Source organism: Xenorhabdus sp. BG5, from assembly GCF_015163665.1.
Taxonomy (GTDB): Bacteria; Pseudomonadota; Gammaproteobacteria; order Enterobacterales; family Enterobacteriaceae; genus Xenorhabdus.
Genome location: NZ_JADEUG010000004.1, coordinates 1 through 22,568, shown reverse-complemented (window position 1 = coordinate 22,568; position 22,568 = coordinate 1). Strand labels below are relative to the sequence as shown.

Annotated in this window: 23 protein-coding genes and 1 tRNA gene; 3 read left to right on the top strand and 21 right to left on the bottom strand. The window is 42.9% G+C overall.

The annotated features are described in order from the left end of the window. Positions 1–196: 196 nt before the first annotated feature. The 12 genes from rpoS to cysG all read right to left on the bottom strand — a co-directional run bounded on the left by rpoS (position 197) and on the right by cysG (position 11,143). Positions 197–1,192 (bottom strand): RNA polymerase sigma factor RpoS, encoded by a 996-nt coding sequence (rpoS, locus tag IQ209_RS03720; RefSeq protein ID WP_193849108.1) that lies wholly within the window; start codon positions 1,190–1,192, stop codon positions 197–199. Positions 1,193–1,246: 54 nt separating this feature from the next. Then, positions 1,247–2,236 carry a murein hydrolase activator NlpD gene (gene nlpD, locus IQ209_RS03715; RefSeq protein WP_193849106.1) on the bottom strand — a complete coding sequence of 330 codons (990 nt, stop codon included), beginning with the start codon at positions 2,234–2,236 and terminating at the stop codon, positions 1,247–1,249. A 151-nt stretch (positions 2,237–2,387) separates the two neighbouring features. After that, positions 2,388–3,014 carry a protein-L-isoaspartate(D-aspartate) O-methyltransferase gene (locus tag IQ209_RS03710; protein WP_193849103.1) on the bottom strand — a complete coding sequence of 209 codons (627 nt, stop codon included), beginning with the start codon at positions 3,012–3,014 and terminating at the stop codon, positions 2,388–2,390. Further along, entirely contained in the window at positions 3,008–3,772 is a 765-nt protein-coding gene (surE, locus tag IQ209_RS03705) for a 5'/3'-nucleotidase SurE (RefSeq protein ID WP_193849101.1), read from the bottom strand. The genes IQ209_RS03710 and surE overlap by 7 nt, the downstream gene beginning before the upstream one ends. 108 nt (positions 3,773–3,880) lie before the next feature. Then, complete coding sequence (truD, locus tag IQ209_RS03700) at positions 3,881–4,927, bottom strand: tRNA pseudouridine(13) synthase TruD (protein ID WP_193849100.1); 1,047 nt, start codon at positions 4,925–4,927, stop codon at positions 3,881–3,883. Between the two features lie 19 nt (positions 4,928–4,946). Then, positions 4,947–5,420, bottom strand: a complete 474-nt coding sequence (gene ispF / locus IQ209_RS03695) for a 2-C-methyl-D-erythritol 2,4-cyclodiphosphate synthase (protein WP_099113361.1) — start codon at positions 5,418–5,420, stop codon at positions 4,947–4,949. After that, a complete protein-coding gene (gene ispD / locus IQ209_RS03690; protein ID WP_193849098.1) occupies positions 5,417–6,211 on the bottom strand; it encodes a 2-C-methyl-D-erythritol 4-phosphate cytidylyltransferase in 795 nt (264 codons plus the stop codon). The genes ispF and ispD overlap by 4 nt, the downstream gene beginning before the upstream one ends. Positions 6,212–6,243: 32 nt before the next feature. Then, positions 6,244–6,537, bottom strand: a complete 294-nt coding sequence (gene ftsB, locus IQ209_RS03685; protein ID WP_099141990.1) for a cell division protein FtsB — start codon at positions 6,535–6,537, stop codon at positions 6,244–6,246. A 211-nt stretch (positions 6,538–6,748) separates the two neighbouring features. Beyond that, positions 6,749–7,348, bottom strand: coding sequence for an adenylyl-sulfate kinase (cysC, locus tag IQ209_RS03680; protein WP_193849096.1), 600 nt, complete (start codon positions 7,346–7,348; stop codon positions 6,749–6,751). Further along, positions 7,349–8,791, bottom strand: coding sequence for a sulfate adenylyltransferase subunit CysN (cysN, locus tag IQ209_RS03675; RefSeq protein WP_193849094.1), 1,443 nt, complete (start codon positions 8,789–8,791; stop codon positions 7,349–7,351). 11 nt (positions 8,792–8,802) lie between these two features. Continuing rightward, positions 8,803–9,711 (bottom strand): sulfate adenylyltransferase subunit CysD, encoded by a 909-nt coding sequence (gene cysD / locus IQ209_RS03670; RefSeq protein WP_193849091.1) that lies wholly within the window; start codon positions 9,709–9,711, stop codon positions 8,803–8,805. Positions 9,712–9,721: 10 nt separating this feature from the next. Then, positions 9,722–11,143: a siroheme synthase CysG gene (gene cysG, locus IQ209_RS03665; RefSeq protein WP_193849089.1), complete on the bottom strand. Its 1,422-nt coding sequence runs from the start codon at positions 11,141–11,143 to the stop codon at positions 9,722–9,724. Between the two features lie 370 nt (positions 11,144–11,513). Here cysG and IQ209_RS03660 point away from each other — a divergent pair, with 370 nt between their 5' ends. Then, positions 11,514–11,993 (top strand): Hcp family type VI secretion system effector, encoded by a 480-nt coding sequence (locus IQ209_RS03660; RefSeq protein ID WP_193849087.1) that lies wholly within the window; start codon positions 11,514–11,516, stop codon positions 11,991–11,993. 10 nt (positions 11,994–12,003) lie between these two features. On the opposite strand, the gene IQ209_RS03655 is transcribed toward IQ209_RS03660, so the two are convergent. The 6 genes from IQ209_RS03655 to cysJ all read right to left on the bottom strand — a co-directional run bounded on the left by IQ209_RS03655 (position 12,004) and on the right by cysJ (position 18,164). Next, positions 12,004–12,150 carry a DUF1240 domain-containing protein gene (locus IQ209_RS03655; RefSeq protein ID WP_193849085.1) on the bottom strand — a complete coding sequence of 49 codons (147 nt, stop codon included), beginning with the start codon at positions 12,148–12,150 and terminating at the stop codon, positions 12,004–12,006. 183 nt (positions 12,151–12,333) lie between these two features. Next, on the bottom strand, positions 12,334–12,735 hold the full coding sequence (locus IQ209_RS03645) for a DUF1240 domain-containing protein (protein ID WP_339378896.1): 402 nt from the start codon (positions 12,733–12,735) through the stop codon (positions 12,334–12,336). Between the two features lie 49 nt (positions 12,736–12,784). Further along, on the bottom strand, positions 12,785–13,648 hold the full coding sequence (locus IQ209_RS03640; protein WP_193849081.1) for a hypothetical protein: 864 nt from the start codon (positions 13,646–13,648) through the stop codon (positions 12,785–12,787). Positions 13,649–13,883: 235 nt separating this feature from the next. Beyond that, positions 13,884–14,618, bottom strand: coding sequence for a phosphoadenylyl-sulfate reductase (locus IQ209_RS03635; protein WP_193849079.1), 735 nt, complete (start codon positions 14,616–14,618; stop codon positions 13,884–13,886). Next, on the bottom strand, positions 14,615–16,354 hold the full coding sequence (cysI, locus tag IQ209_RS03630) for an assimilatory sulfite reductase (NADPH) hemoprotein subunit (RefSeq protein WP_228005703.1): 1,740 nt from the start codon (positions 16,352–16,354) through the stop codon (positions 14,615–14,617). The genes IQ209_RS03635 and cysI overlap by 4 nt, the downstream gene beginning before the upstream one ends. 1 nt (position 16,355) lies before the next feature. Continuing rightward, positions 16,356–18,164, bottom strand: coding sequence for an NADPH-dependent assimilatory sulfite reductase flavoprotein subunit (gene cysJ / locus IQ209_RS03625; protein ID WP_193849284.1), 1,809 nt, complete (start codon positions 18,162–18,164; stop codon positions 16,356–16,358). Positions 18,165–18,440: 276 nt separating this feature from the next. Between cysJ and queD the strand changes: the two genes are divergently transcribed. Continuing rightward, complete coding sequence (gene queD, locus IQ209_RS03620; RefSeq protein WP_193849077.1) at positions 18,441–18,803, top strand: 6-carboxytetrahydropterin synthase QueD; 363 nt, start codon at positions 18,441–18,443, stop codon at positions 18,801–18,803. Between the two features lie 34 nt (positions 18,804–18,837). Here the strand turns inward: queD and queE are convergent, their stop codons facing one another. Continuing rightward, entirely contained in the window at positions 18,838–19,509 is a 672-nt protein-coding gene (queE, locus tag IQ209_RS03615; protein ID WP_193849075.1) for a 7-carboxy-7-deazaguanine synthase QueE, read from the bottom strand. Between the two features lie 167 nt (positions 19,510–19,676). Between queE and IQ209_RS03610 the strand changes: the two genes are divergently transcribed. Continuing rightward, complete coding sequence (locus tag IQ209_RS03610) at positions 19,677–21,062, top strand: amino acid permease (RefSeq protein WP_193849073.1); 1,386 nt, start codon at positions 19,677–19,679, stop codon at positions 21,060–21,062. Between the two features lie 101 nt (positions 21,063–21,163). On the opposite strand, the gene IQ209_RS03605 is transcribed toward IQ209_RS03610, so the two are convergent. Next, positions 21,164–21,994, bottom strand: coding sequence for an endonuclease/exonuclease/phosphatase family protein (locus tag IQ209_RS03605; protein ID WP_339378898.1), 831 nt, complete (start codon positions 21,992–21,994; stop codon positions 21,164–21,166). A gap of 474 nt (positions 21,995–22,468) precedes the next feature. Next, positions 22,469–22,545 (bottom strand) — tRNA-Asp (locus IQ209_RS03600). Positions 22,546–22,568: the final 23 nt, after the last annotated feature.

Genomic DNA, 22,568 nt, shown 5'->3' with positions numbered 1-22,568 from the left:
TTCATAGCGTGTTGTAAATTGCAACTTGAAGTTTAATGCGTATATATCTTTATCTTTTCAATTGTCACTTTTGGAATTACTTCCGCTCTTGCCATCAACCAAGTTGTCTAATTATCTTTGTTTTGGGAAATTCGTCTATTTTCCACTAACGCTGCAATTTGAAATTTCTTAGGTATACGTTCTCAGGAATAAAGAATTAAGTACGGAATAATGATTCTATATTCAAACCTTGGGTATGCAATATGTCTCTAAGACGACGCAATCCCTCAACTTGAATCTGACGAACTCTCTCTCTTGTTAAACCAATTTCTCGCCCAACATCTTCCAATGTTTCAGCTTCATATCCAAGCAAACCGAAACGGCGAGCTAAAACTTCACGCTGTTTTGCATTCAGTTCAAACAACCATTTCACGATACTCTGTTTCATATCATCATCTTGAATAGTTGTTTCTGGCCCCGAATCATTTTCATCAGATAAAATATCCAATAATGCCTTATCTGAATCACCACCAAGTGGTGTATCGACAGAAGTAATGCGTTCGTTCAGCCGCATCATACGGCTTACGTCTTCAATCGGTTTATCCAGTTTTTCCGCAATTTCTTCGATACTCGGTTCATGATCCAATTTATGTGCCAGTTCTCTTGCGGTACGTAAATAGACATTCAATTCTTTGACTATATGAATAGGCAGGCGAATTGTGCGAGTTTGATTCATAATGGCACGTTCAATAGTTTGACGGATCCACCATGTCGCATATGTGGAAAAACGAAAACCTCTTTCAGGATCAAATTTTTCCACTGCACGAATAAGCCCAAGGTTACCTTCTTCAATCAAATCCAGCAGTGCTAATCCACGATTGCCATATCGGCGGGATATTTTTACAACCAATCGCAAGTTACTTTCAATCATGCGTTGGCGTGCAGCAATATCCCCTCGTAGTGCTCGTCTGGCGAAAAGAACCTCTTCCTCTGCCGTCAGCAGAGGTGAGAAACCAATCTCTCCAAGATAAAGCTGTGTTGCATCAAGAACCCGTTGGTTGACTCCTTGCAACAAATCCAAATCTTCATCAAGACCAGTTATATCATCCTCATCTTTCAGCAACGCTTCATCAAAGTCATCAGCTTCCATGCTATTTTCGTCTAAATTCGCATCATCATACAACTCATTAACTTTAAGCGTACTTTGGCTCATCAGCTGCTCCTACCCATGATAATGCGGGCAGGAATTTCAGATCCCTGCCCCGGTTTATCGCTGCGGAAGATAACGCAGCGGGTTTACGGATTTTCCCTTATAGCGAATTTCAAAATGTAATCTTACTGAACTTGTTCCGGTGCTACCCATAGTGGCAATTTTTTGCCCTGCTTGAACGTCCTGTTGCTCACGAACCAACATTGTGTCGTTGTGCGCATAAGCACTTAGGTAGTCATCGTTATGTTTTATTATTATTAGATTTCCATAGCCACGTAATGCGTTTCCGGCATAAACCACTTTTCCTCGGGCTGTAGCAAATACAGGTTGGCCACGATTCCCCGCAATATCAATGCCCTTATTTCCTCCCTGAGAATCAGAGAAGCCTTCAAGAATTTTTCCTTCTGCCGGCCATCTCCAGCTATTAATAGTATCAGTACCATTAATAGCATTATTTACCCCTGTACCTGTTGCCATAGATACTTTTGGGGCAGAATTATCGTCATCAGAAATGGTTGCCTTTGGCAACATTTTTCCTGACCTTGGTTTATCAATATTTGCAGGATACGCATTAATTTTTTGAAAATCAACCTGACTAATTTCTGATTCTGTACTATTTGATGCTATTAATACACCATTTTTGGAGGTTGAATTACCTATTCTCAGGACCTGACCAACATTTAAGCTATAAGGCTCTGAAATATTATTTCTGAGAGACAGATCACGGAAATCACTGCCTGTAATCCAGGCTATATAAAACAAAGTGTCTCCATGTTTAACCGTATAAGTGCTTCCGTTGTAGCTTCCCTTGGGAATATTTTCGTAGTTACGGCGATAAATAATTCGCCCTTGAAATGAACTGCTATTAGCAGCACTATTCACTAGCTGACGATTTTTAATAGCATGATTATCTGAAACACGATTGGTATCGATATTCACAATTGGGGCTGGACGATTTGGTGTATTACTGCAACCTATCAATACAACGCCCATGACAGTACTGGCGATTATCCACTTTATTTTTTTCACTGGTTTTTCTAGATTCATACTTTATTCCCCCATAAAGGCAAATATAAGTGAAAATAATAATGATTTATAAAAATTTAGGATTACAAAAGATTTAAAGCGAAACATTTTGCTTAATTTCAGAAAAAATAACAGCTAATTTGGAAACTCCCCCTTCAAATAAATTAGCTGATTATGTTAGTTCGCCTTGAATTAGGGGTACAAAACGGACAGGTTCGATAACGTCGCTATGAAAATCATTCCCATAACGATGTACTACTTTCAGTAACTGATTTCGCTCACCGACAGGTAAAACCATTACGCTTCCATCAGCAAGTTGATGGAGTAATGCCTGTGGAATTTCTGGGGGCGCGGCTGTGACAATAATTGCGTCAAAGGGCCCTTTTGATGGCCAGCCATTCCAGCCATCACCGTGACGGGTTGAGATATTATGTAGGTCGAGTTGCTTCAATCTGCGCTTAGCCTGCCACTGCAATCCTTTAATCCGCTCCACAGAGAAAACGCGTTTGGCTAAGTGGGCAAGGATTGCTGTTTGATAACCTGAGCCTGTTCCAATTTCCAATACATTGGATGCCGGGGTTAAATTCAGCAGCTCAGTCATGCGAGCAACAATATAGGGTTGGGATATCGTTTGCCCGTGACCAATAGGCAGTGCGGTATTTTCATATGCCTTATGTGCGAGAGCTTCATCAACAAAACATTCTCGAGGTACTTTGCCAATAACCTCCAACAGGGGCTCATTGTGAATTCCTTGCTGACGCAGTTGCGCCAGCAAATTTTTCATTGATCGGTTTAACATTCCCCAATATCCCCGACTTTTGCCAACCAATCACTTACCAGCTCCTGGGCTTTATAAGCTGTTAAGTCCACTTGCAAAGGGGTAATGGAGACAAATCCTTCTTCTACCGCAGCAAAATCTGTTTCAGGCCCAAAATCACTTTTTTCTCCCGGAGGACCTAGCCAATAGAGCATATTACCTTTGGGATCTTCCATCGCATAAACCTGCTCAGCCGCACTACGGCGACCGCATCGCGTCACCCGAAATCCCTTGATTTGTTCAATGGGAATATCAGGGACATTAACATTCAAAATATTGCCCGCTCTCAATGGGGATTTTTGCAGTAAAGCTAATAAACGCACGGTCACTTCTGCCGCTGTTTCGTAATGTTGGTCACCATTGAGTGATACCGCCAATGCGGGTAAGCCTAAGTGACGTCCTTCCATTGCAGCGGCGACCGTGCCAGAGTAAATCACGTCATCACCAAGGTTAGGGCCACAGTTGATACCAGAAACGACAATGTCAGGACGAGGACGTACCAGATTATTCACGCCCAAATAAACACAATCCGTCGGTGTACCTTCCTGAACAGAAATATCACCATTGTTCAGTGTGTTGATACGCAAAGGACGATCCAGCGTTAAGGCATTCGATGCACCACTACGGTTACGGTCAGGTGCAACTACCTGAACATGATAGTGTTTCCGCAATGTAGCCGCTAAGGTTTGAATTCCCGGTGCGGTGACACCATCATCGTTACTCAGCAATATCCGCAGCATTGATATATCTCATTGATTTAACTAAAAATAAATAGGTTAATAATGTAAATTACCCTGTGTGTGTTTGATCTTAGCATGACGTTGACAGTTTTGTAGAGTGCTTTGCATTCAAGCCACATCAAGGGAAGAGACGAGATCCTGATTGATCAGTTCTCTGACAACACTGGTCGCAAAGCTACCAGATGGCAAAGAGAAATGCAGAATGACAGTTTGGTCATTTTGCCATTCCCAACGCAAGTTCAGCGGTTTCACCAATATTGCCCGACGGGCACTCTCCACGCGTTCACGTTTGGCTAATGCCCAAAGCACTTCGTAATCCAATAAGCATTGTTGTTCGAAATCCAGGGCTTGATACTGTGTTCCTAATGCCTTGTCACCCGGTAAAGGAGCCGTTATCTGTAATTCTCCACCCATAACTCGCTGCTGCAATACCGACAATTCAGATTCATCAGCGACAAACCAGCTACTCCGCCCTGTTAATTGTAATGCATCGCCCTTTTTTACCTCTTGATGTTCACCTTGGGCAATACGTCGGCTGGCAATGGCATTAAACATCGCGCTACGACAGGCAGAAAGATAAAAACTGCGGCGGTTGCGTTCTTTGACATAGATTTCATTAGCTGCCCAACGTTGAGCCTGAACTAAATTTTGTCCCTCCCGCCCGAAACGCTGTTCACCAAAGTAATTTGGAACACCAATTTGCGCTATCTGCTGCAAGCGTTTTTCCACCGATTGTCGGTCAGAAATATCTCTTAATACCAAAGTGAAATCATTGCCTTTCAATGCGCCAATTCGTAGCTTGCGTTTCTGGCGGGAAATTGCCAGCACTTCACAGCCTTCAAGTTGAAATGCCGCTAAATCCGGATCTTGTTTCCCCGGTAAGTGTAAGCAGAACCACTGTTCCGTCACTGCGTTGCGATCTTTCAACCCCGCATAGCTGACAGAACGAGCCGGTATTTTGGCAAAACGGGCAAGATGATCCGCGACAAATTGGGTGTTACATCCTGTTTTACGGATATGGACCATTAAGTGCTCACCTTCTCCATCAGGAGAAAATCCCAAATCTTCGCGAACAATAAAATCTTCTGGTGTGGCTTTAACGATACCGGTCGCTTCCGGTCGGCCATAAAGCCAATGTAATTCACTCAATGTCATATTTATTTCTTTTACCCACTTATTCTTTTACCAACAAAGCAACCGCTTCGCAGGCAATACCTTCTTTACGACCAACAAACCCCAGTTTTTCTGTTGTTGTCGCTTTAACGTTAATATCATCCATGTGGCATTCAAGATCTTCCGCCAGGTTAACTCGCATCTGGGGAATATGCGGCAACATTTTCGGTGCCTGTGCAATGATGGTGATATCCAGATTCCCTATCCGATAGCCCTTCGCACGGATACGGCGGTAAGCTTCTTTCAGTAGCTCACGGCTATCTGCGCCCTTGAAAGCAGGATCGGTATCGGGAAATAATTTGCCAATATCTCCCAATGCTGCCGCTCCCAATAGGGCGTCTGTAGCAGCGTGCAAGGCAACATCACCATCGGAATGGGCAATTAATCCTTGTTCATAAGGAATGCGGACACCGCCAATGATCAATGGCCCTTCTCCGCCAAATTTATGCACATCAAAACCATGTCCAATTCTCATACGATAGATTCCTTAGCTTTTTGGGATAGGTAAAATTCAGCCAATGCCAAATCTTCAGGTTGGGTTACTTTTATATTGTCCGCTCGTCCATTAATCAGCACGGGACGATAACCACAATACTCAAGTGCCGAAGATTCATCGGTGATACAGGCTTGATCTGCAAGTGCCTTGATCAAACAGTCACGCAACAACTGCAAAGGGAATAATTGTGGCGTCAAAGCATGCCACAGTCCGTTACGATCAACGGTATGCGCAATCAATGTGTGGTTAATTGTGGATGACTCTGCGACGGGCAACGATACCATGCGTTTCATCGTATCCCTCACCGGTGATGCCAACAATCCACCGCATATGTCAGGAGATCCTGCATTGTGATCAATAATCCGCAGCAGGCTATCGAGATCATTTCGATGAAGACAAGGACGGGCTGCATCATGCACTAAAACCCAGATTGTCCTGTCTGTAGGCAAACCAGCCAGATAATCTAACCCAGCCAGAACCGAATCAGCTCGCTCTTCACCGCCAATAACTGTCGTAATTCTGGGATCAGAAGCGATAGGCAATTGCGCAAATTGGGTATCAGCAGGATTCAACGCAATAATAACGCGTTGTATACGAGGATGCTCAAACAGCGCTGCCAGGGTATGTTCAAGAATCGTTTTTCCGGCAACTCTCAGATACTGTTTTGGGCAATCTGATTTCATCCTGCTACCAATACCCGCAGCAGGGATCAAGGCGATAATTTCAGCAAGAGAAACACCAGCAGGGGAATGAAGTTGTGACTTATTCATTTCGGTTATTATTTACTGTTTTGATTTAAAGGTTATTGCGCATTATGTTTTGAGGTATCAGGCACCATACGATAAAAAGACTCTCCCGGTTTAATCATGCCCAATTCATTACGAGCGCGTTCTTCAATCGCTTCCTGACCCCCTTTAAGATCCTTAATTTCAGCAAACAGCTGGTCGTTACGTGCTTTTAGTTTTAGGTTATCAACCTCTTGTTTATCAACTTCAGCCTTAACCCGCACATAATCGTGAATGCCGTTTTTGCCGAACCATAGCGAATACTGTAACCAACCCAGAAGAACCAATAATAGTAGCGTTAGTTTGCCCATCTCCCCCCCTGAAAACCCGCTAATCATCCCACAACTGAAAGCGTGACGCCACTGACTCTCACAAAACCATTTACAAAACCATTCGCAAAAAACCACTTGCAAAACAGGATTGCACGACATAATAGAAATGCATTGCATTCAATGAGTGTAGAAACACATTATTTCACTGACAATAATAATGTGTTTCATGACAGTTTGGTGGGTTTGGTCGTTAAGTTGGCAAGATATTGTCGCTTTTCAGGACAAAAAGCAGTTTTTCAATCGAAGATTCTACAGACTGTGAACCATCCAAATAGACTTCTGGCTGTTCGGGAGCTTCATAAGCAGCATCAATTCCGGTGAAATTACGTAATTCTCCCGCTCGTGCTTTTTTATATAGTCCCTTGGGATCACGGGCCTCACAGACCGCCAGTGGCGTATCGACATACACCTCAATAAATCGCCCCTCTTCCATGAGTTCACGTATTTTTTGCCGTTCTGCTCTATGGGGGGAAATAAATGCAGTCAGGACAACCAGCCCCGCATCAACCATCAATTTTGCGACTTCACCGACTCGTCGGATATTTTCCTGCCGATCTATTTCAGAAAAGCCCAAATCACGGCACAGGCCATGACGGACATTATCGCCATCCAGTAAATACGTTTTGATCCCTTGTGCAAACAATGCCTGCTCCAAGGCCCCTGCAAGCGTGGATTTTCCTGAGCCAGACAGCCCTGTGAACCAAATCACCCGTGCAGGATGTCCATTTGCACTTTCCCGCTGTGCCCTATCCAAAACATGTGAATGCCAGACAATATTATCCTGAGCCACTTATTTTCCTCCCAATAGATCACGGACACCCCAATGCGGGAAGTGGCGACGAACTAATTGGTTAAGTTCCAGTTCAAACTCACTGTATTCTTTAGGCTCTTCATAAACATCTGCCTGGATTTCACGCACCAATCCCGCGCCTACGGTCACATTGGTCAGACGATCAATCAGGATAATGCCACCGGTATCTGCATTTTGCGCATAACAGTCGAGCAATAAAGGTTCATCAAATGAAAATTCCACCCGCCCAATGGCATTGAGGGGTAACTCAACTGCGACTTTCTGTGTCAGGTTATTAATATCCACTTGATATTGAACATTATCGACTTTGCCACGGCTTTTTTTACCCGCGACTTTGATATCCAAACTTTGCCCTTGAATCAGTGGCTGTTCTGACATCCAGACGATATCAACCAAAGCGTGGCGGGTTACGCTCATTTGATCGTCAACAGCAATCAATAAGTCACCACGGCTAATATCTATTTCATCTTTTAATACGAGGGTAATAGCCTCTCCGGGTACGGCAAATGTGAAATCGCCATTAAACGTGACGATCCTTTCTACCGTAGAAATCACACCAGATGGCATCACTTTTATTTGCTGGCCTTGCCATAAAATCCCTGATGACAATGTGCCGCTATATCCACGAAAATCAAGATCAGGGCGGTTGACATACTGTACGGGGAAACGCAAGGGCTGTTCTGTCGCTTTTGTTTTTACGTCCACGGACTCCAGGATATCCAGGAGCGCTTTTTCCGTATGCCACGCCATTTTTTCACTGCGGGTGACAATGTTATCCCCTTCCAACGCCGAAATTGGGACGAAATAGAGGGTGAGGTCAGTCGGTAATTGTGCTGCGAAATGCAAATAATCTTGCTTGATCTGTTCAAATATCTCTTGCTGATATCCAACCAAATCCATTTTATTGACTGCCACCACCAAGTGACGAATACCCAGCAAGGTGCTGATAAAACTGTGGCGACGAGTTTGTTCCTGAACACCTTTGCGTGCATCGATCAATAAAATGGAAAGATTACTGGTTGAAGCGCCTGTCGCCATATTGCGGGTATATTGTTCATGCCCTGGTGTGTCTGCAATAATGAATTTACGCTTTTCCGTGGAAAAATAGCGGTATGCTACGTCAATGGTGATGCCCTGTTCCCGTTCAGCCGCCAATCCATCAACCAATAAGGCCAGATCGAGCTTTTCTCCCTGTGTCCCGATTCGTTTGCTATCGCTTTGTAAAGTTGCGAGTTGATCCTCATAAATTTGACGAGTGTCATGCAGTAAACGTCCAATTAAGGTACTTTTACCATCATCCACGCTACCGCAGGTTAAAAAACGCAGTAATCCTTTTTCCTGCTGCGTCCGAAGATAGGCTTCAACTCCGCCTTGTTGCTTGATCTGACTAGCAATAGTTTCATTATATGCAAGTGCTGGCATATCTGGACTCCTTAAAAATAACCCTGACGCTTTTTCAGCTCCATAGAACCTGACTGATCACTGTCAATCAGCCGCCCTTGCCGTTCGCTAGTGGTCGATATCAGCATTTCTTCGATAATTTCCGGCAACGTTTCTGCTTCTGATTCCACTGCTCCTGTCAGCGGCCAGCAGCCAAGTGTTCTAAAACGCACTTTACGCTGGCTAATGACTTCCCCGGCTTTCAGGTCGATTCGATCATCGTCAACCATAATTAATGTTCCCTCACGCTGAACAACCGGACGAAATTTAGCAAAATAAAGGGGGACGATATCGATATGCTCCAAATAGATGTATTGCCAGATATCCAACTCTGTCCAGTTGGATAACGGGAAGACGCGGATACTTTCCCCTTTGTTAATCTGGCCGTTATAGTTGCGCCAAAGTTCAGGGCGCTGGTTTTTAGGGTCCCAACGATGGGAGCGGTCACGGAATGAGTAAATTCGTTCTTTGGCTCGCGATTTTTCTTCATCACGCCGCGCTCCGCCAAATGCTGCATCAAAGCCGTATTTATCCAGTGCTTGCTTCAATCCTTCGGTTTTCATGATATCGGTATGTTTGGCACTGCCATGAATAAAAGGGTTAATTCCCAACGCCTCTCCTCGTGGATTGCGGTAAACCAGTAACTCAAAACCATATTTTTCCGCTGTGCGATCACGGAAGTCGTACATGTTCTGAAATTTCCAGCCGGTATCTACGTGCAATAAGGGGAAAGGCAGTTTTCCCGGATAAAATGCTTTACGCGCGAGATGCAGCATCACAGAGGAATCTTTACCAATCGAATAGAGCATGACGGGGTTGGCAAATTCAGCCGCCACTTCCCGAATGATATGGATACTTTCAGCTTCAAGCTGCTGTAAGTGTGTCAGTCTTTTTTTGTCCATTGGGCACTCCTTATACTAAATCAATCACAGCAGGGCGATTTACTTGATCAACAGCGTTTCTGCGTTCAAACCAGCCTATCTGATGGTGGAGTTGAGCCACCTCTCCGATGACCAGCAAGGCGGGTGATGGGGCTTCTTGTGCCAATCGCTCCAATTCGGATAATGTCCCGGTCAATACTTGCTGTTCTGGACGAGTGCCACAACCAATCACGGCAACGGGGGTATGGCTATCCCGACCGTGTGAAATCAGCTTTTGGCTGATCAAGGCTGCTTTCATGAGCCCCATATAAATGGCTAATGTTTGATTACCTCGCGCGAGTGCAGGCCAATCCAATTCATTGCCATTTTCACGGCAATGTCCGGTAATAAAGGTGACGCTTTGCGCGTGTTCTCTGTGAGTCAATGGGATACCTGCGTAAGCAGAAGCGCCCACTGCTGCCGTAATGCCGGGCACGACTTGAAAAGGAATTCGCGCTGCTGCTGCAATCTGTAATTCCTCCCCACCACGACCAAAAATAAAGGGATCGCCTCCTTTTAAGCGAACCACTTTTTTCCCCTGATTCGCTAAGTTGATGATAAGTTGGTTAGTTTCTTCCTGCGCCACGGAGTGATTACCCGCTCTTTTTCCAACACAGATTTTGTCTGCATCACGGCGAACTAATTCCAGAATTTCTGCGCTCACTAAATGGTCATAAAGAATGACGTCAGCCTGCTGGATCACTTGCAAGCCTTTTAAGGTCAATAACCCTGGATCACCTGGCCCAGCGCCTACCAGAGCAAGTTCTCCTTGGGAATGAGAGTCACCTTGTGTCAACTGCTGTTCAAGTTGCTCTTCTGCTTGCTGTAATTGCCCATTGGCGATCAATGTGGCAAAACGCCCATTAAACGCCTTTTCCCAAAAATGACGTCGTTGACGTATGGAAGTAAGACGTTGTTTCACGCGCTCGCGCCAGCGCCCCGCCATATTTGCCATCGTACCCAAGCTAAATGGAAGTAAAGACTCCAGCTTTTCTCGCAATAATCGGGTTAATACCGGAGATTTTCCAGCCGATGAGATCGCCACGATAATCGGGGAGCGATCAATAATTGATGGGAAAATGGCCGAACAGAGAGGTTGGTTATCCACGACGTTGGTCAAGATAGCGCGCTTATTGGCTTCGGCAAAAATATGTTGATTGAGGTTGTGATCGTCTGTGGCGGCAATCACTAAAAATACACCATCAAGATATTCTGTTTTAAACGTTCCTTGTAACCATTCAAATTCTCCTGTTTGATGGCGTTGTTGCAGGTCTGCATGTAATTCAGGAGCAACAACCGTTAACGCTGCACCAGTACGAAGTAATAAGTCTGCTTTGCGAGAGGCGATTTCTCCGCCCCCAACCAGCAGTACCGATCGGGCTTTGAGCTCAATAAATAAAGGTAAATAATCCACGATACCATCCCGCGTTAGAGCCTGTTCATGTTCTACCCTATGGATTTCATAGTCACAAAGGATATAGCTCTTAATTATTATGATAACCAGAAGATGAATATATGAGGCCGTGATCAGGTTATGAAATGACAAAAAGTAATTATTTGTTCCTGAATCGCATAAGCTAAAAACTTCGATCCCTTATTTCACCTAAACGATGCATAAAAAGACCGTTCGCCCCAGTGCATTACGTCTGACAAAAAGGTTTTCAAGCAGATCTTTTTTGCCTTGAAGCGCCTATAACAAGTTTTTTTAATATGTTAAATTAACTTTCTCTGGCCTACACACTGTAGCCGACATTATTTGAATAAAAACTAAGGCGGTAATTTTTATGTCGTATATGATATATCTAACGTTAAATGGTAAAAAACAAGGCTTAATTTCAGCAGGATGTTCAACGCTCGACTCTATAGGGAATCGATACCAAAAAGGGCATGAAGATCAAATACAGGTACTCAGTTTAAATCATGCAATATCTCGCCAACAGAATGTTTCTCATCAGCCTATACAGTTTGTCAAACCGATAGACAAATCTTCGCCACTATTAGCCATGACGATAGATTCTAACGAATCACTCAATGGTGCATTTATTTTCTACCGGACAAGCCAGACAGGACAGTTAGAATTGTTTTATGAAGTGAAAATTACGGAAGCAACTATTGCGGATATTTCCTGTGTCTACCCACATTCTATAAATGATCATGATGTAATGCCATATGAAAAAGTTACCCTCAATTATAAGTCCATTTCATGGAACCACGTAACAGCAGGTACATCTGCATATAGCATATGGGAAGATCGGGTTTACTAAGGAAAAAAAGCTAAGCATATATTAAATTATATGCTTGGCAACATAATTTGGGGTCTTTAACATATTTATTGGGTGAGCCAACTGACAATCGCTCACAAACAGTATATCCTTTCCCCCTCAGTTTTGCATCTAAATACCAGAATATAGGGAAACTCAAAACAAAAAAATGATAGTAAGTATCTTTACTAGCTCATTATTAAGTTTCATAGTTTTTGATGTAACACTATAATAAAAATCGCATGAGAACATATAAATAAAAAGAGGTAACATGAATAAAATAGCAATGAATTTCCAATAGGAAATTATTTCACCCCTCACTTTAATAATAGAAACAATATCATCATCGACATGTTTTCGGATATTTAACATATTTATTCGGTGAGCCAACTGACAATCTCTCACAAACAGTATATCCCTCTCCCTTCAGTTTTATATCTAAATACCAGGATACAGGGAAACTCAGAGCTAAGAAAACAAAAAAGTTGATAGTGAGAACCTTCATTATTTTATTATTAATTTTCATCGGTTTTGATGCAACACTATAATAAAAAGTACAAACACACATATACAAAAGAAGAGGGGATGCAAAGAAAAATAAAAACAACTTCCAAGAAAAAATTATTTCATCTTTCATTTTAATGAATGACACAATATCATCAAAAATAAAAAAATAAAGTAAAAACGACATCAAAATAAAAGACACAGAGCTTATTATAACAATAATTCTATTTTTATTATCCACAATATCCCCTTTCATATTAAATTAAACCTTATAAAAATAAATAAAACTGCTATTTTATCCGTGGATAAGGATAGACAAATGGCTGTTTACGATAATCTAATTTATTGGCTACACTTAGCTCTTTTTTTCGCATATACTCTATCAGAGCTTTACTTACTTCAAATTTACTATCAAGATAATATAATAAACTAGCAACAAGAACTCCTGCAAGAACAACTCCAACAGCTACAGCAAGTGCATAGGTACCTGTGGTTAAGATCATTCCAGCAAGAGCACTAACCCCTATACCCGCCAAAACTCCAACGGCTGTTTTGGCAGCATCCATAGTTATATTGCCAAAAAAATTATAAACATCATATTCATCTCTAAATGCCAACTCTAATAATCTATAAGCAGCGGCCACAAAAACAACTTTCCTAGCTCCATCAATAGCCGCATGTTGCATTCCTTGCGTTCCTATTCCCATGTCTATCATTTTCCAGTTACCCACACTATATTTTGCCGCTGTCAAAAATTTCCTAATCCCCGTTCGACCGGTTAACTTGATGCTTCGATTACCATACCTATCAACAAACTCAGTAACTTTAACGCTAAAATTACTACTAAGTTCATTTGCCAATCGGCCCAAACCATAGGTATCAATGATATTCCCTGTAAATGATGTAGCAACATCTAAACATAAAAAACCCGCTTCTTTCCATGATGAATTTGGGTTAGGTCCACATGCGTTTTTTACTATACGGGCAGCTTCTTCAAATGTTAATAAAACATAAAGATCTTCATTCTCACTCAATTCCTTTTCAAGATCAGCAATTTTTTTCTTTCTGTATTTTTCTTGCTGTGAAAACGGCTTTAATTTTCCATCATCAAATACAACCATACCATCAACAAATTCATCTGAAATTCTCTTCATACCCATTTCCTTATAAAATCACATAAGTAATTAATCACACACTGAAACTAAAAGGCTTTAATGTGTTAAATTACCTGACTCAAATTCTATTCTTAACGAAGAGTTAGAATATAGCATTTTCATATAAAAAATCGCCACATCAATTACATAACAATAATGCATTAAAAAAAGCATAAAATTACTCCCAATTCATCCATAAGGAATAATTGTAATTTTCAAATAAAGCCGGGGGTAATTAACCTTCGTGCAAACCACACTCACGTTTCAAGCCAAAAAAACGCGTTTGTTCTTCACTCATACCGGGTTCCCATTTTTGGGTGGTATGTGTATCCCCGACAGAAAGGTAGCCCTGTTCCCATAATGGATGGTATTCAAGGCTATGCTTGGTCAAGTATTGGTGAACCTGCCTATTATCCCAATCAATAATAGGCAGGATTTTGAACACTCCCCGTTGAATTGCCAGCACAGGCAAATTAGTTCGGCTTTCCGATTGCTGGCGACGCAAACCCGCAAACCAACTTTGCGCTTGCAGCGTTTTTAATGCCTGGTTCATCGGCGCAACTTTGTTGATTTGGTTATAACGCTCAATTCCCTTTATCCCCTGTTCCCATAATTTGCCATAACGTGCTTCTTGCCAGGCCGGAGAATGTTTTGCACGAAAAATTTTCAAGTTTAGGTTGAGTTTTTCGGTCAGTTTATCAATAAATTGATACGTTTCAGGAAATAAGTATCCCGTATCGGTAAGAACGACGGGAATATCAGGGTATTCCCGTGTTACAAGATGTAAACAAACAGCGGCCTGAATACCAAAACTGGAAGAAAGCACAAATTCACCAGACAGATGCTCCAACGCCCATTTCACACGTTCATGGGCATCCAGCTTCTCCAGTTGTTGATTGATGTCTGCCAATGACGCGATTTGCTGCTCTGGAGCCAGTGCCACCAGCTCCGATAAATTCAGTCGGCTCATACGGCCTCCTGCCAATCATAAAAATCGACAGCTGAATTCAATACTGGCTTGATGATATCGGTGCGGATCAGGAAATCTCCGAAACATTCATCGGCATGACGTTCCGATGCCCAACAACCAATTAATTCATCCAGTATCTCAAGGATCTCTGCTGAGGTGATATTTTCCCTGTACATACGAGGAATTCGATCACCGATACGATTTCCACCAAGATGCAGGTTGTAACGATCAAGTGCTTTACCCACCAGCCCAATTTCTGCCAGCATCGCCCTGCCACATCCATTCGGACAGCCTGTAACACGCAATATGATCTCTTCATCACCAACGCCATGCTTTTCCATTAACGCATCAACATAATCGACAAAAGTCGGCAGGAAACGTTCTGCTTCAGCCATCGCTAATGGGCAGGTAGGAAATGAAACACAGGCCATAGCGTGGTGACGTAAGGTTGTCACGTTATCGTCAATTAAGCCATGAGCACGGGCAATGTCTTCAATCCGCGATTTTTCACTCTCCGGCACCCCTGCCACAATCAGGTTTTGGTTAGCTGTCAGACGAAAATCGCCTTTATGGATTTTCGCAATTTCTGCAATCCCGGTTTTTAATGGCTTGTTGGAATAATCCAACAAACGGCCATTTTCAATAAATAAGGTCAGGTGCCATTGACCATCGATACCTTTTAGCCAACCAATTTGATCGCCCCGACCCGTGAATTTATATGGCCGAATTGCTTCGAATTTCACGCCAGCACGTTTTTCAACCTCTTGTTTGAAGGTTTCGATACCCACACGTTCAAGGGTATATTTGGTTTTCGCATTCTTACGGTCAGTCCGGTTACCCCAATCACGTTGGGTGGTCACTATCGCCTCTGCAATGGCCAGTGTGTGCTCCTGAGCAATAAAACCAAATTCAGTCGCCAGCCGTGGGAAGGTTTTTTTGTCGCCGTGGGTCATGGCTAATCCCCCACCCACCAATACGTTAAAGCCAATTAATTGATCATTTTCCGCAATGGCAACAAAGTTCATATCGTTGGCATGGAGATCCACATCATTTTGTGGCGGGATCACTACCGATGTTTTGAATTTACGGGGCAGATAAGTGGTGCCAAGAATCGGCTCTTCATCGGTTGTTGCAACTTTTTCTTTATCTAACCAGATTTCAGCATACGCATTGGTACGAGGCAGCAGATGTTCCGATATCTTTTTCGCCCACTCATAAGCCTGTTGGTGTAAAGCAGATTGCACCGGATTGGACGTACACAACACGTTACGATTGACGTCGTTGGCGGTAGCCAGTGAATCCAAGCCCATATGTGCTAATAATTGATGTGCGGGTTTGAGATTATTTTTTAAGATCCCATGAAACTGGAATGTCTGTCGGTTAGTCAATCTAATACTGCCATACTGCGTATTTTCTGTCGCAAACCGATCAATGCCTAGCCACTGTTTTGGGGTAATAATCCCTCCCGGCAGGCGACAACGCAACATCATGGCATGACGCGGTTCGAGTTTTTGTTCTGTACGTTCTGCCCGAATATCACGGTCATCTTGCTGATACATACCATGAAAGCGGATAAGGAGGAAATTATCCCCCTCAAATCCACCTGTCAGCCCATTTTTTAAATCTTCGCTAATCGTTCCTCGCAGATAATTGCTGTCCAACTTCATACGTTCACTGTCTGCAAGTTTGCCTTCAACGATCAAAGGACCTGTTTTTTCTTTGCTCACATTGCTCATATTAGTAAACATCTCTCTGATAACGGCGCTCAAGGCGCAATTCACTCAAAAATTCATCAGCCTGTTCAGCATCCATGCCACCATGTTGTGAAATAATGTCCAATAGGGCTTGTTCTACGTCTTTTGCCATGCGATTCGCATCGCCACAAATATACAGATGGGCACCATCCTGAATCCAGCGCCAGACTTCTCCTCCCTGTTCACGCAGTTTGTCTTGTACATACACTTTATGCTGCTGATCCCTTGACCATGCCAGATCAATGTGGGTCAATAAGCCTTCTTTCACATAGCGCTGGAATTCAACCTGATAAAGAAAATCTTCCACAAAATGGGGGTTACCAAAAAACAGCCAGTTTTTACCTTCAGCTCCCTGACTGTCACGGTGCTGCAAAAATGCCCTAAATGGAGCAACCCCCGTTCCCGGCCCAATCATGATGATTGGTGTATTGGGATCGGCCGGTAAACGGAAATTGTTGTTCTGTTCGATAAACACGCGGATGTTGTCATCTTCCTGCAAGCGATCCGCCAGATAACCTGACGCTCCACCTGTACGGGCACGCCCTTCAATGTCATAACGAACAACGCCAACAGTAATATGAACTTCGTTTTCCACCTCAGATTGTGAAGAGGAAATGGAATAGAGACGTGGTGTCAGTGGGCGCAATAAATCAATAAATTGTTGGGCTTCTGGCTGTGAAGCAGCAGCCCTGACCATATCGACAATAGGCGTTGTCTGGGCATATTGCTGCAAGGCTTGTTTGTTAGCGGCTAGCGATAACAGTTTTTCATCTTTCGCCAACGCTGCATATTTCCCAACAATCACACCGGTATTTTGGGTCAACTCTATATGGTTAATCAGCGCCTCACGCAATGGGAGTGATTTTCCATGCACATTGACCTGCTCTGAACCTTCCAACCAAAGCAGGGCTATTAATTCATCCACTAAAGCCGGATCGTTTTCAAACCAAACGCCAAGAACATCCCCTGGTTGATAACGCAGCCCTGAATCCCCTAAATCAATCTCAATATGGCGAACATCTTTGTCAGAACCACGTCCCGTTATTTTTTGGTTAGTCAACAAAGAGGCCGTTAAAGGGCTTTCTTTGGTGTACATTTGAGGTTCCTGGATATGCGTTGAAATAGTAGATGAAGTGGCAGGAGAAGTAACAGTATTTGCTTGTACTGACAAACGTTGCTTTAAGATATCCGTAAGTTGCTGACGCCACTGGGTAGCTTGTGCTTGATATTCCACATCAGCATCAACACGATCCAGTAAACGCTGAGCACCAAGCTCATGCAGACGACTGTCAAAATCTTTCCCTGCCTGACAGAAGTTTTCATACGACGTATCCCCAAGACCAAATACGGCGTATACCGTCTCTTTCATTGAGGGCGCTTTTTTGGCATAGAGATACTTATGGAGTGCTACAGCTTCCTCAGCAGGTTCACCTTCACCTTGTGTTGAAGCAATAATAATCAATACACGTTCCTGGGAAATTTGTTTAAATTTATAGTCACCCGCATTAATTAAGTTTACATTGATATTTTCAGCTAATAGTGAATCTCTTAGCTGTTCAGCCAAACGACGGGCATTGCCTGTTTGCGATGCGGAAAGCAAAGTTACGGTTTCCTGTGCGGAAACGGCAGGTGCCTCCGCCCCCATTTGTGGCTGATGATTCACCATTCCCCAAAAGTAACCAGACAACCAGGCTAATTGATGGGGAGAAAAATCGCTAATTGCAGACTGCAAGCGTGATAATTGTTCTGGAGAAACAGGTAGTAATGCGATTGAAGGTGGTTTTGCGGTCATTGTCCCAGTGCCTTTTGCTATAGCCAGTATCCATGTTGTACAAGATGCAGGAATCAATCCAGTCATGAACATGAATTGATTAAGGTTATCCCAGAATGGGAGCTGTATTTAAAGAAAGGATCGCAATATCTCATAACCAAAACGCCTAACTTTATTTACAGATTTAATATATCAATAAAGTCGTTAAGCGTTGTGCTTTTTACTTCCAGAAAAATCACGTTAAGCTTGCAAAGTTCAGGTAGAATAGCCGACCTTTTTAAATCAGGGGAAAGCACAATGAGTACAACCATCTTTAAAGATTTTCAATTCGAAGCAGCACATCACCTTCCACACGTACCGGAAGGGCACAAATGTGGGCGTTTGCATGGGCATTCATTTATGGTACGTCTGGAGGTCACCGGAGATGTCGATCCGTTTAGTGGCTGGCTCATGGATTTTGCCGATGTTAAAGCGGCCTTTAAACCTGTCTGGGAACAGCTCGATCACCACTATCTCAATGAGATTCCTGGGCTTGAAAACCCAACCAGCGAAGTGTTGGCCAAGTGGATCTGGGAGAAGTTAAAACCGACGTTGCCTCAACTCAGTGCTGTTATGGTTAAAGAGACTTGTAGCGCAGGTTGTATCTATCGGGGAGAATAAGGATTCAGCACCAGAGCCTGGTGCTGAATGAGATTTAAGCGATATTTAAGTATTTATGGGTTTGCATCGAAAAACGCCAATTACGGGCAATACACGTTTCGATGCACAGGCGGGTAGCCTCTTCTTTCTGGCTGATCGGCTGTAAGGCAATAACCGGCACAGGCTTTCCATCAAGCATAGTCAATAATTCATCCAATGCTTCAATATCGCGCTGCCGCCCGACAGGGTGCTTAATTTCATTCGCACGTTTAATCGCCTCAGGCAAAACCCGATAGCCTCCGCGCATTTTCACTTTCGGAGAAACCGTCACCCACGTTTTATCAGAGCACTGAATCGCATGTGTACCACTCGTCTCTATCTGGCATTGATAGCCTTCACTTTCCAGTGTTTCAGTCAAAGGACGCAAATCATATAGGCACGGTTCTCCCCCGGTAATGACAATATGCTTCGCACTGTAACCTTGGCGAGTAAATATACTCAACAATTGCCTTGCACTAGCAACGCCCCACAAATCGCTGTCTTGCGATTTCAGCAAGATATTTTCCATCGGCTGCTGTTTATCAGCCTCTTTTTCCCACGTATGTTTGGTATCGCACCAACTGCACCCTACCGGACATCCTTGCAATCGAATGAAAACCGAAGGGACACCGGTAAACACGCCTTCTCCCTGTAAAGTTTGGAAGATTTCATTTATTGGGTAAATCATAAAAAAACTCTGGCCTTAATAAACTGCCCGTTATTATTACAGATATCTATCCCGCGAACATCCATCTTTATGGTATTGTACCAGGTTGCTTTTGCTGGCATCTCACGCCAGACAGAGCATCGTATGCCTAAATACTCTCAGGCTGAAAGGATAGATGGGAATAACGAATGCAAAATAATGAAAATCAGCTTAAACAGGGTCTAAGCGTGCGGCATATCCGCTTTATGGCTTTAGGCTCTGCAATAGGCACGGGGCTGTTTTATGGCTCAGCAGCAGCAATACAGCAAGCTGGCCCTGCTGTATTACTGGCCTATTTACTCGGCGGAGCTGCCGTATTTATCGTAATGAGAGCACTCGGCGAAATGGCCGTTCACCATCCTGTCTCGGGTTCTTTTTCGCAATATGCCAGCCATTATCTGGGACCTTTGGCCGGTTTTTTAACTGGTTGGATCTATATTCTTGAAATGCTGTTTGTTTGCCTGGCTGATGTTACTGCATTCGGCACGTATATGAAGCTCTGGTTCCCACATGTTGATCAGTGGATTTGGGTTTTAGGGATTGTCTGTTTTATTGGTGCCTTGAATCTGTGTCACGTAAAAATCTTTGGTGAAATGGAGTTTTGGCTTTCAATCATTAAAGTCACTGCCATTATTGCCATGATTATCGGCGGTCTTGCCATTATGTTTTACGGTTTCGGACAAGCAACTGAGCATGCGACCGGTCTGTCCAATTTATGGGAGCATGGCGGTTTTATGCCAAATGGTATCAGTGGCGTGATAGCTTCATTCGCCATTGTTATGTTCGCTTTTGGTGGCATAGAAGTCATTGGTATCACTGCCAGTGAAGCGAAAAATCCAGAAAAAACGATCCCTCAGGCAATTAATGCAGTCCCGTTTCGTATCTTGATCTTCTATGTTTTGACTCTGTGTATCCTGATGAGCATCTATCCATGGAATCAAATTGGTCAGGATGGCAGCCCATTTGTACAGATTTTTTCTAATTTGGGAATTAATTCAGCGGCAAATATTCTGAATGTGGTCGTGATTACCGCGGCGATTTCCGCTATCAATAGTGATATTTTTGGTGCTGGCAGGATGATGTATGGCATGGCGCAAGAAGGACAAGCGCCCGAATCATTCAAAAAATTAACTCGTAATGGCGTGCCATGGATGACGGTTCTTGTCATGACTGCCGTTCTGTTACTTGGCGTAGTGCTAAATTATCTGATCCCTGACGAGATCTTCATTCTTATCGCTTCTGTCGCCACATTTGCAACCGTCTGGGTATGGTTGATGATTTTAATTTCGCAAGTTGCCATGCGTCGCCAAATGAGTGTGGAAGAAGTTAAGACATTGAAATTTCCAATCCCAATGTGGCCTATCGCTCCTGCAATCACACTCGTCTTCATGGTCAGTATCATCGTATTGCTGGGCTATTTTGAGCAAACAAGAGACGCGCTATATGTTGGTCTGGGTTGGGTATTTATTCTGACTCTAGCCTATTTCTTCGGTGTGAAGAAGAAACTCTCCACAAAACGCACTTCTAACCAGTAAACTATTCAAGTATGTTTCAAAAAGCGTCGGTAATCTCCGACGCTTTTTTTATCTTTTCTCTGCAAGATCAATAAGTCGCTTATCACCACACAGAGAAATCGTCATAAAGAGAAGTTCACCATCAATGGGTTATGATCAGAAGCACCGGTCATGACAACTGCTGCACGGGAAACTTTTAATTCACGATAGAAAACAAAATCTAACGGCTTGCCAAAAACAATCGTCCTATGATCGTCATTAAAATGTACTTCTTTCAATTGCATACGGCGAGCAAAACGTTCCAATATTTTTAATCTCTGCCGACTCCATGCATTAAAATCCCCAGCAAAAATAACAGGGCCATTATGTAAGCTGATATGCATACCAATGTTATTGAGTTGTCGACTATAAACATCAACACCAAGGCTAAAGTTAATGGCATGCACATTTATCACCATCAACTGGCGTTTATCTGGCAATGGATAAATTGTAATTAATGACGATTTAGATAGTCTAAGTATCGGTTCTTTTTCACGTAGCGGGCAACAATAAACGGGTGAAGACGATGCTAATGTCATCACACCTGATGGGTGTTGAGGGAGAGCAAATGCAGGAACCTGATCCGCGACCAAACCGCTGTCTGTAATAAATCGCAATAAGGCTGGCGTCGTTTGTGCTTCTTGTAGCAAGACAAGGTCACTCTTCTCAATCAAAGAAGCCAAAACATGTTGCCATGATGGGCGCTGTTGTTTATAGATATTCCAGATGGCAACAGAAAGCTCACGATTATGCTCAAGGAGCGGTTCTCCTCGTGGTAACGATGCATTCTCAAGTAATTGCTTAGAAGTGGGAAAAACTCGTTCCACAGGCTGTCCAGCAACATATCTCATGGCAAAATTTTTTTGAACGTAATCTTTTCTTGCCCAGCTTTTTCTTAAATAACTGTTCCTGATCAAGTTTCCCCCAGCTTACCTCAACACCTTTATCTCCACTAATATGACATCTTGGTCATTGATTTCAATCGCCAACGCTTAAAAAACCAACATGATTATGCAATTATACAATAACAACACAACATATTGGTAAAACAATTACTCATTAAAATTAGTAGATTGATTTATTTAATATTAAAAAAATAAATATTAATATATTTGATAAGTATCAAAAAATACTATATTTATGAAATAAATTTCTCTAGGGTAAGGACATATAAGGATAAGATTAATTTATAAAATCTGTAATTATTCCACTATATATTAAAAGATCATCGCTCTAGTGGAATAAAATAAAACGTAAATAAAGCTCATTTATCAACTAAATGAAAAATATGAATTTAAAATCATTGATAAAGATATAAGCAATAAGTTGTGGATTAAGCAATAGGAAAAACCCTGAGAGATATCTCTCAGGGTTTTTCCTAAATACGGTGGCGGTGCGGACGGGACTCGAACCCGCGACCCCCGGCGTGACAGGCCGGTATTCTAACCAACTGAACTACCGCACCACCGAATTTCTTTATCCTTGCTG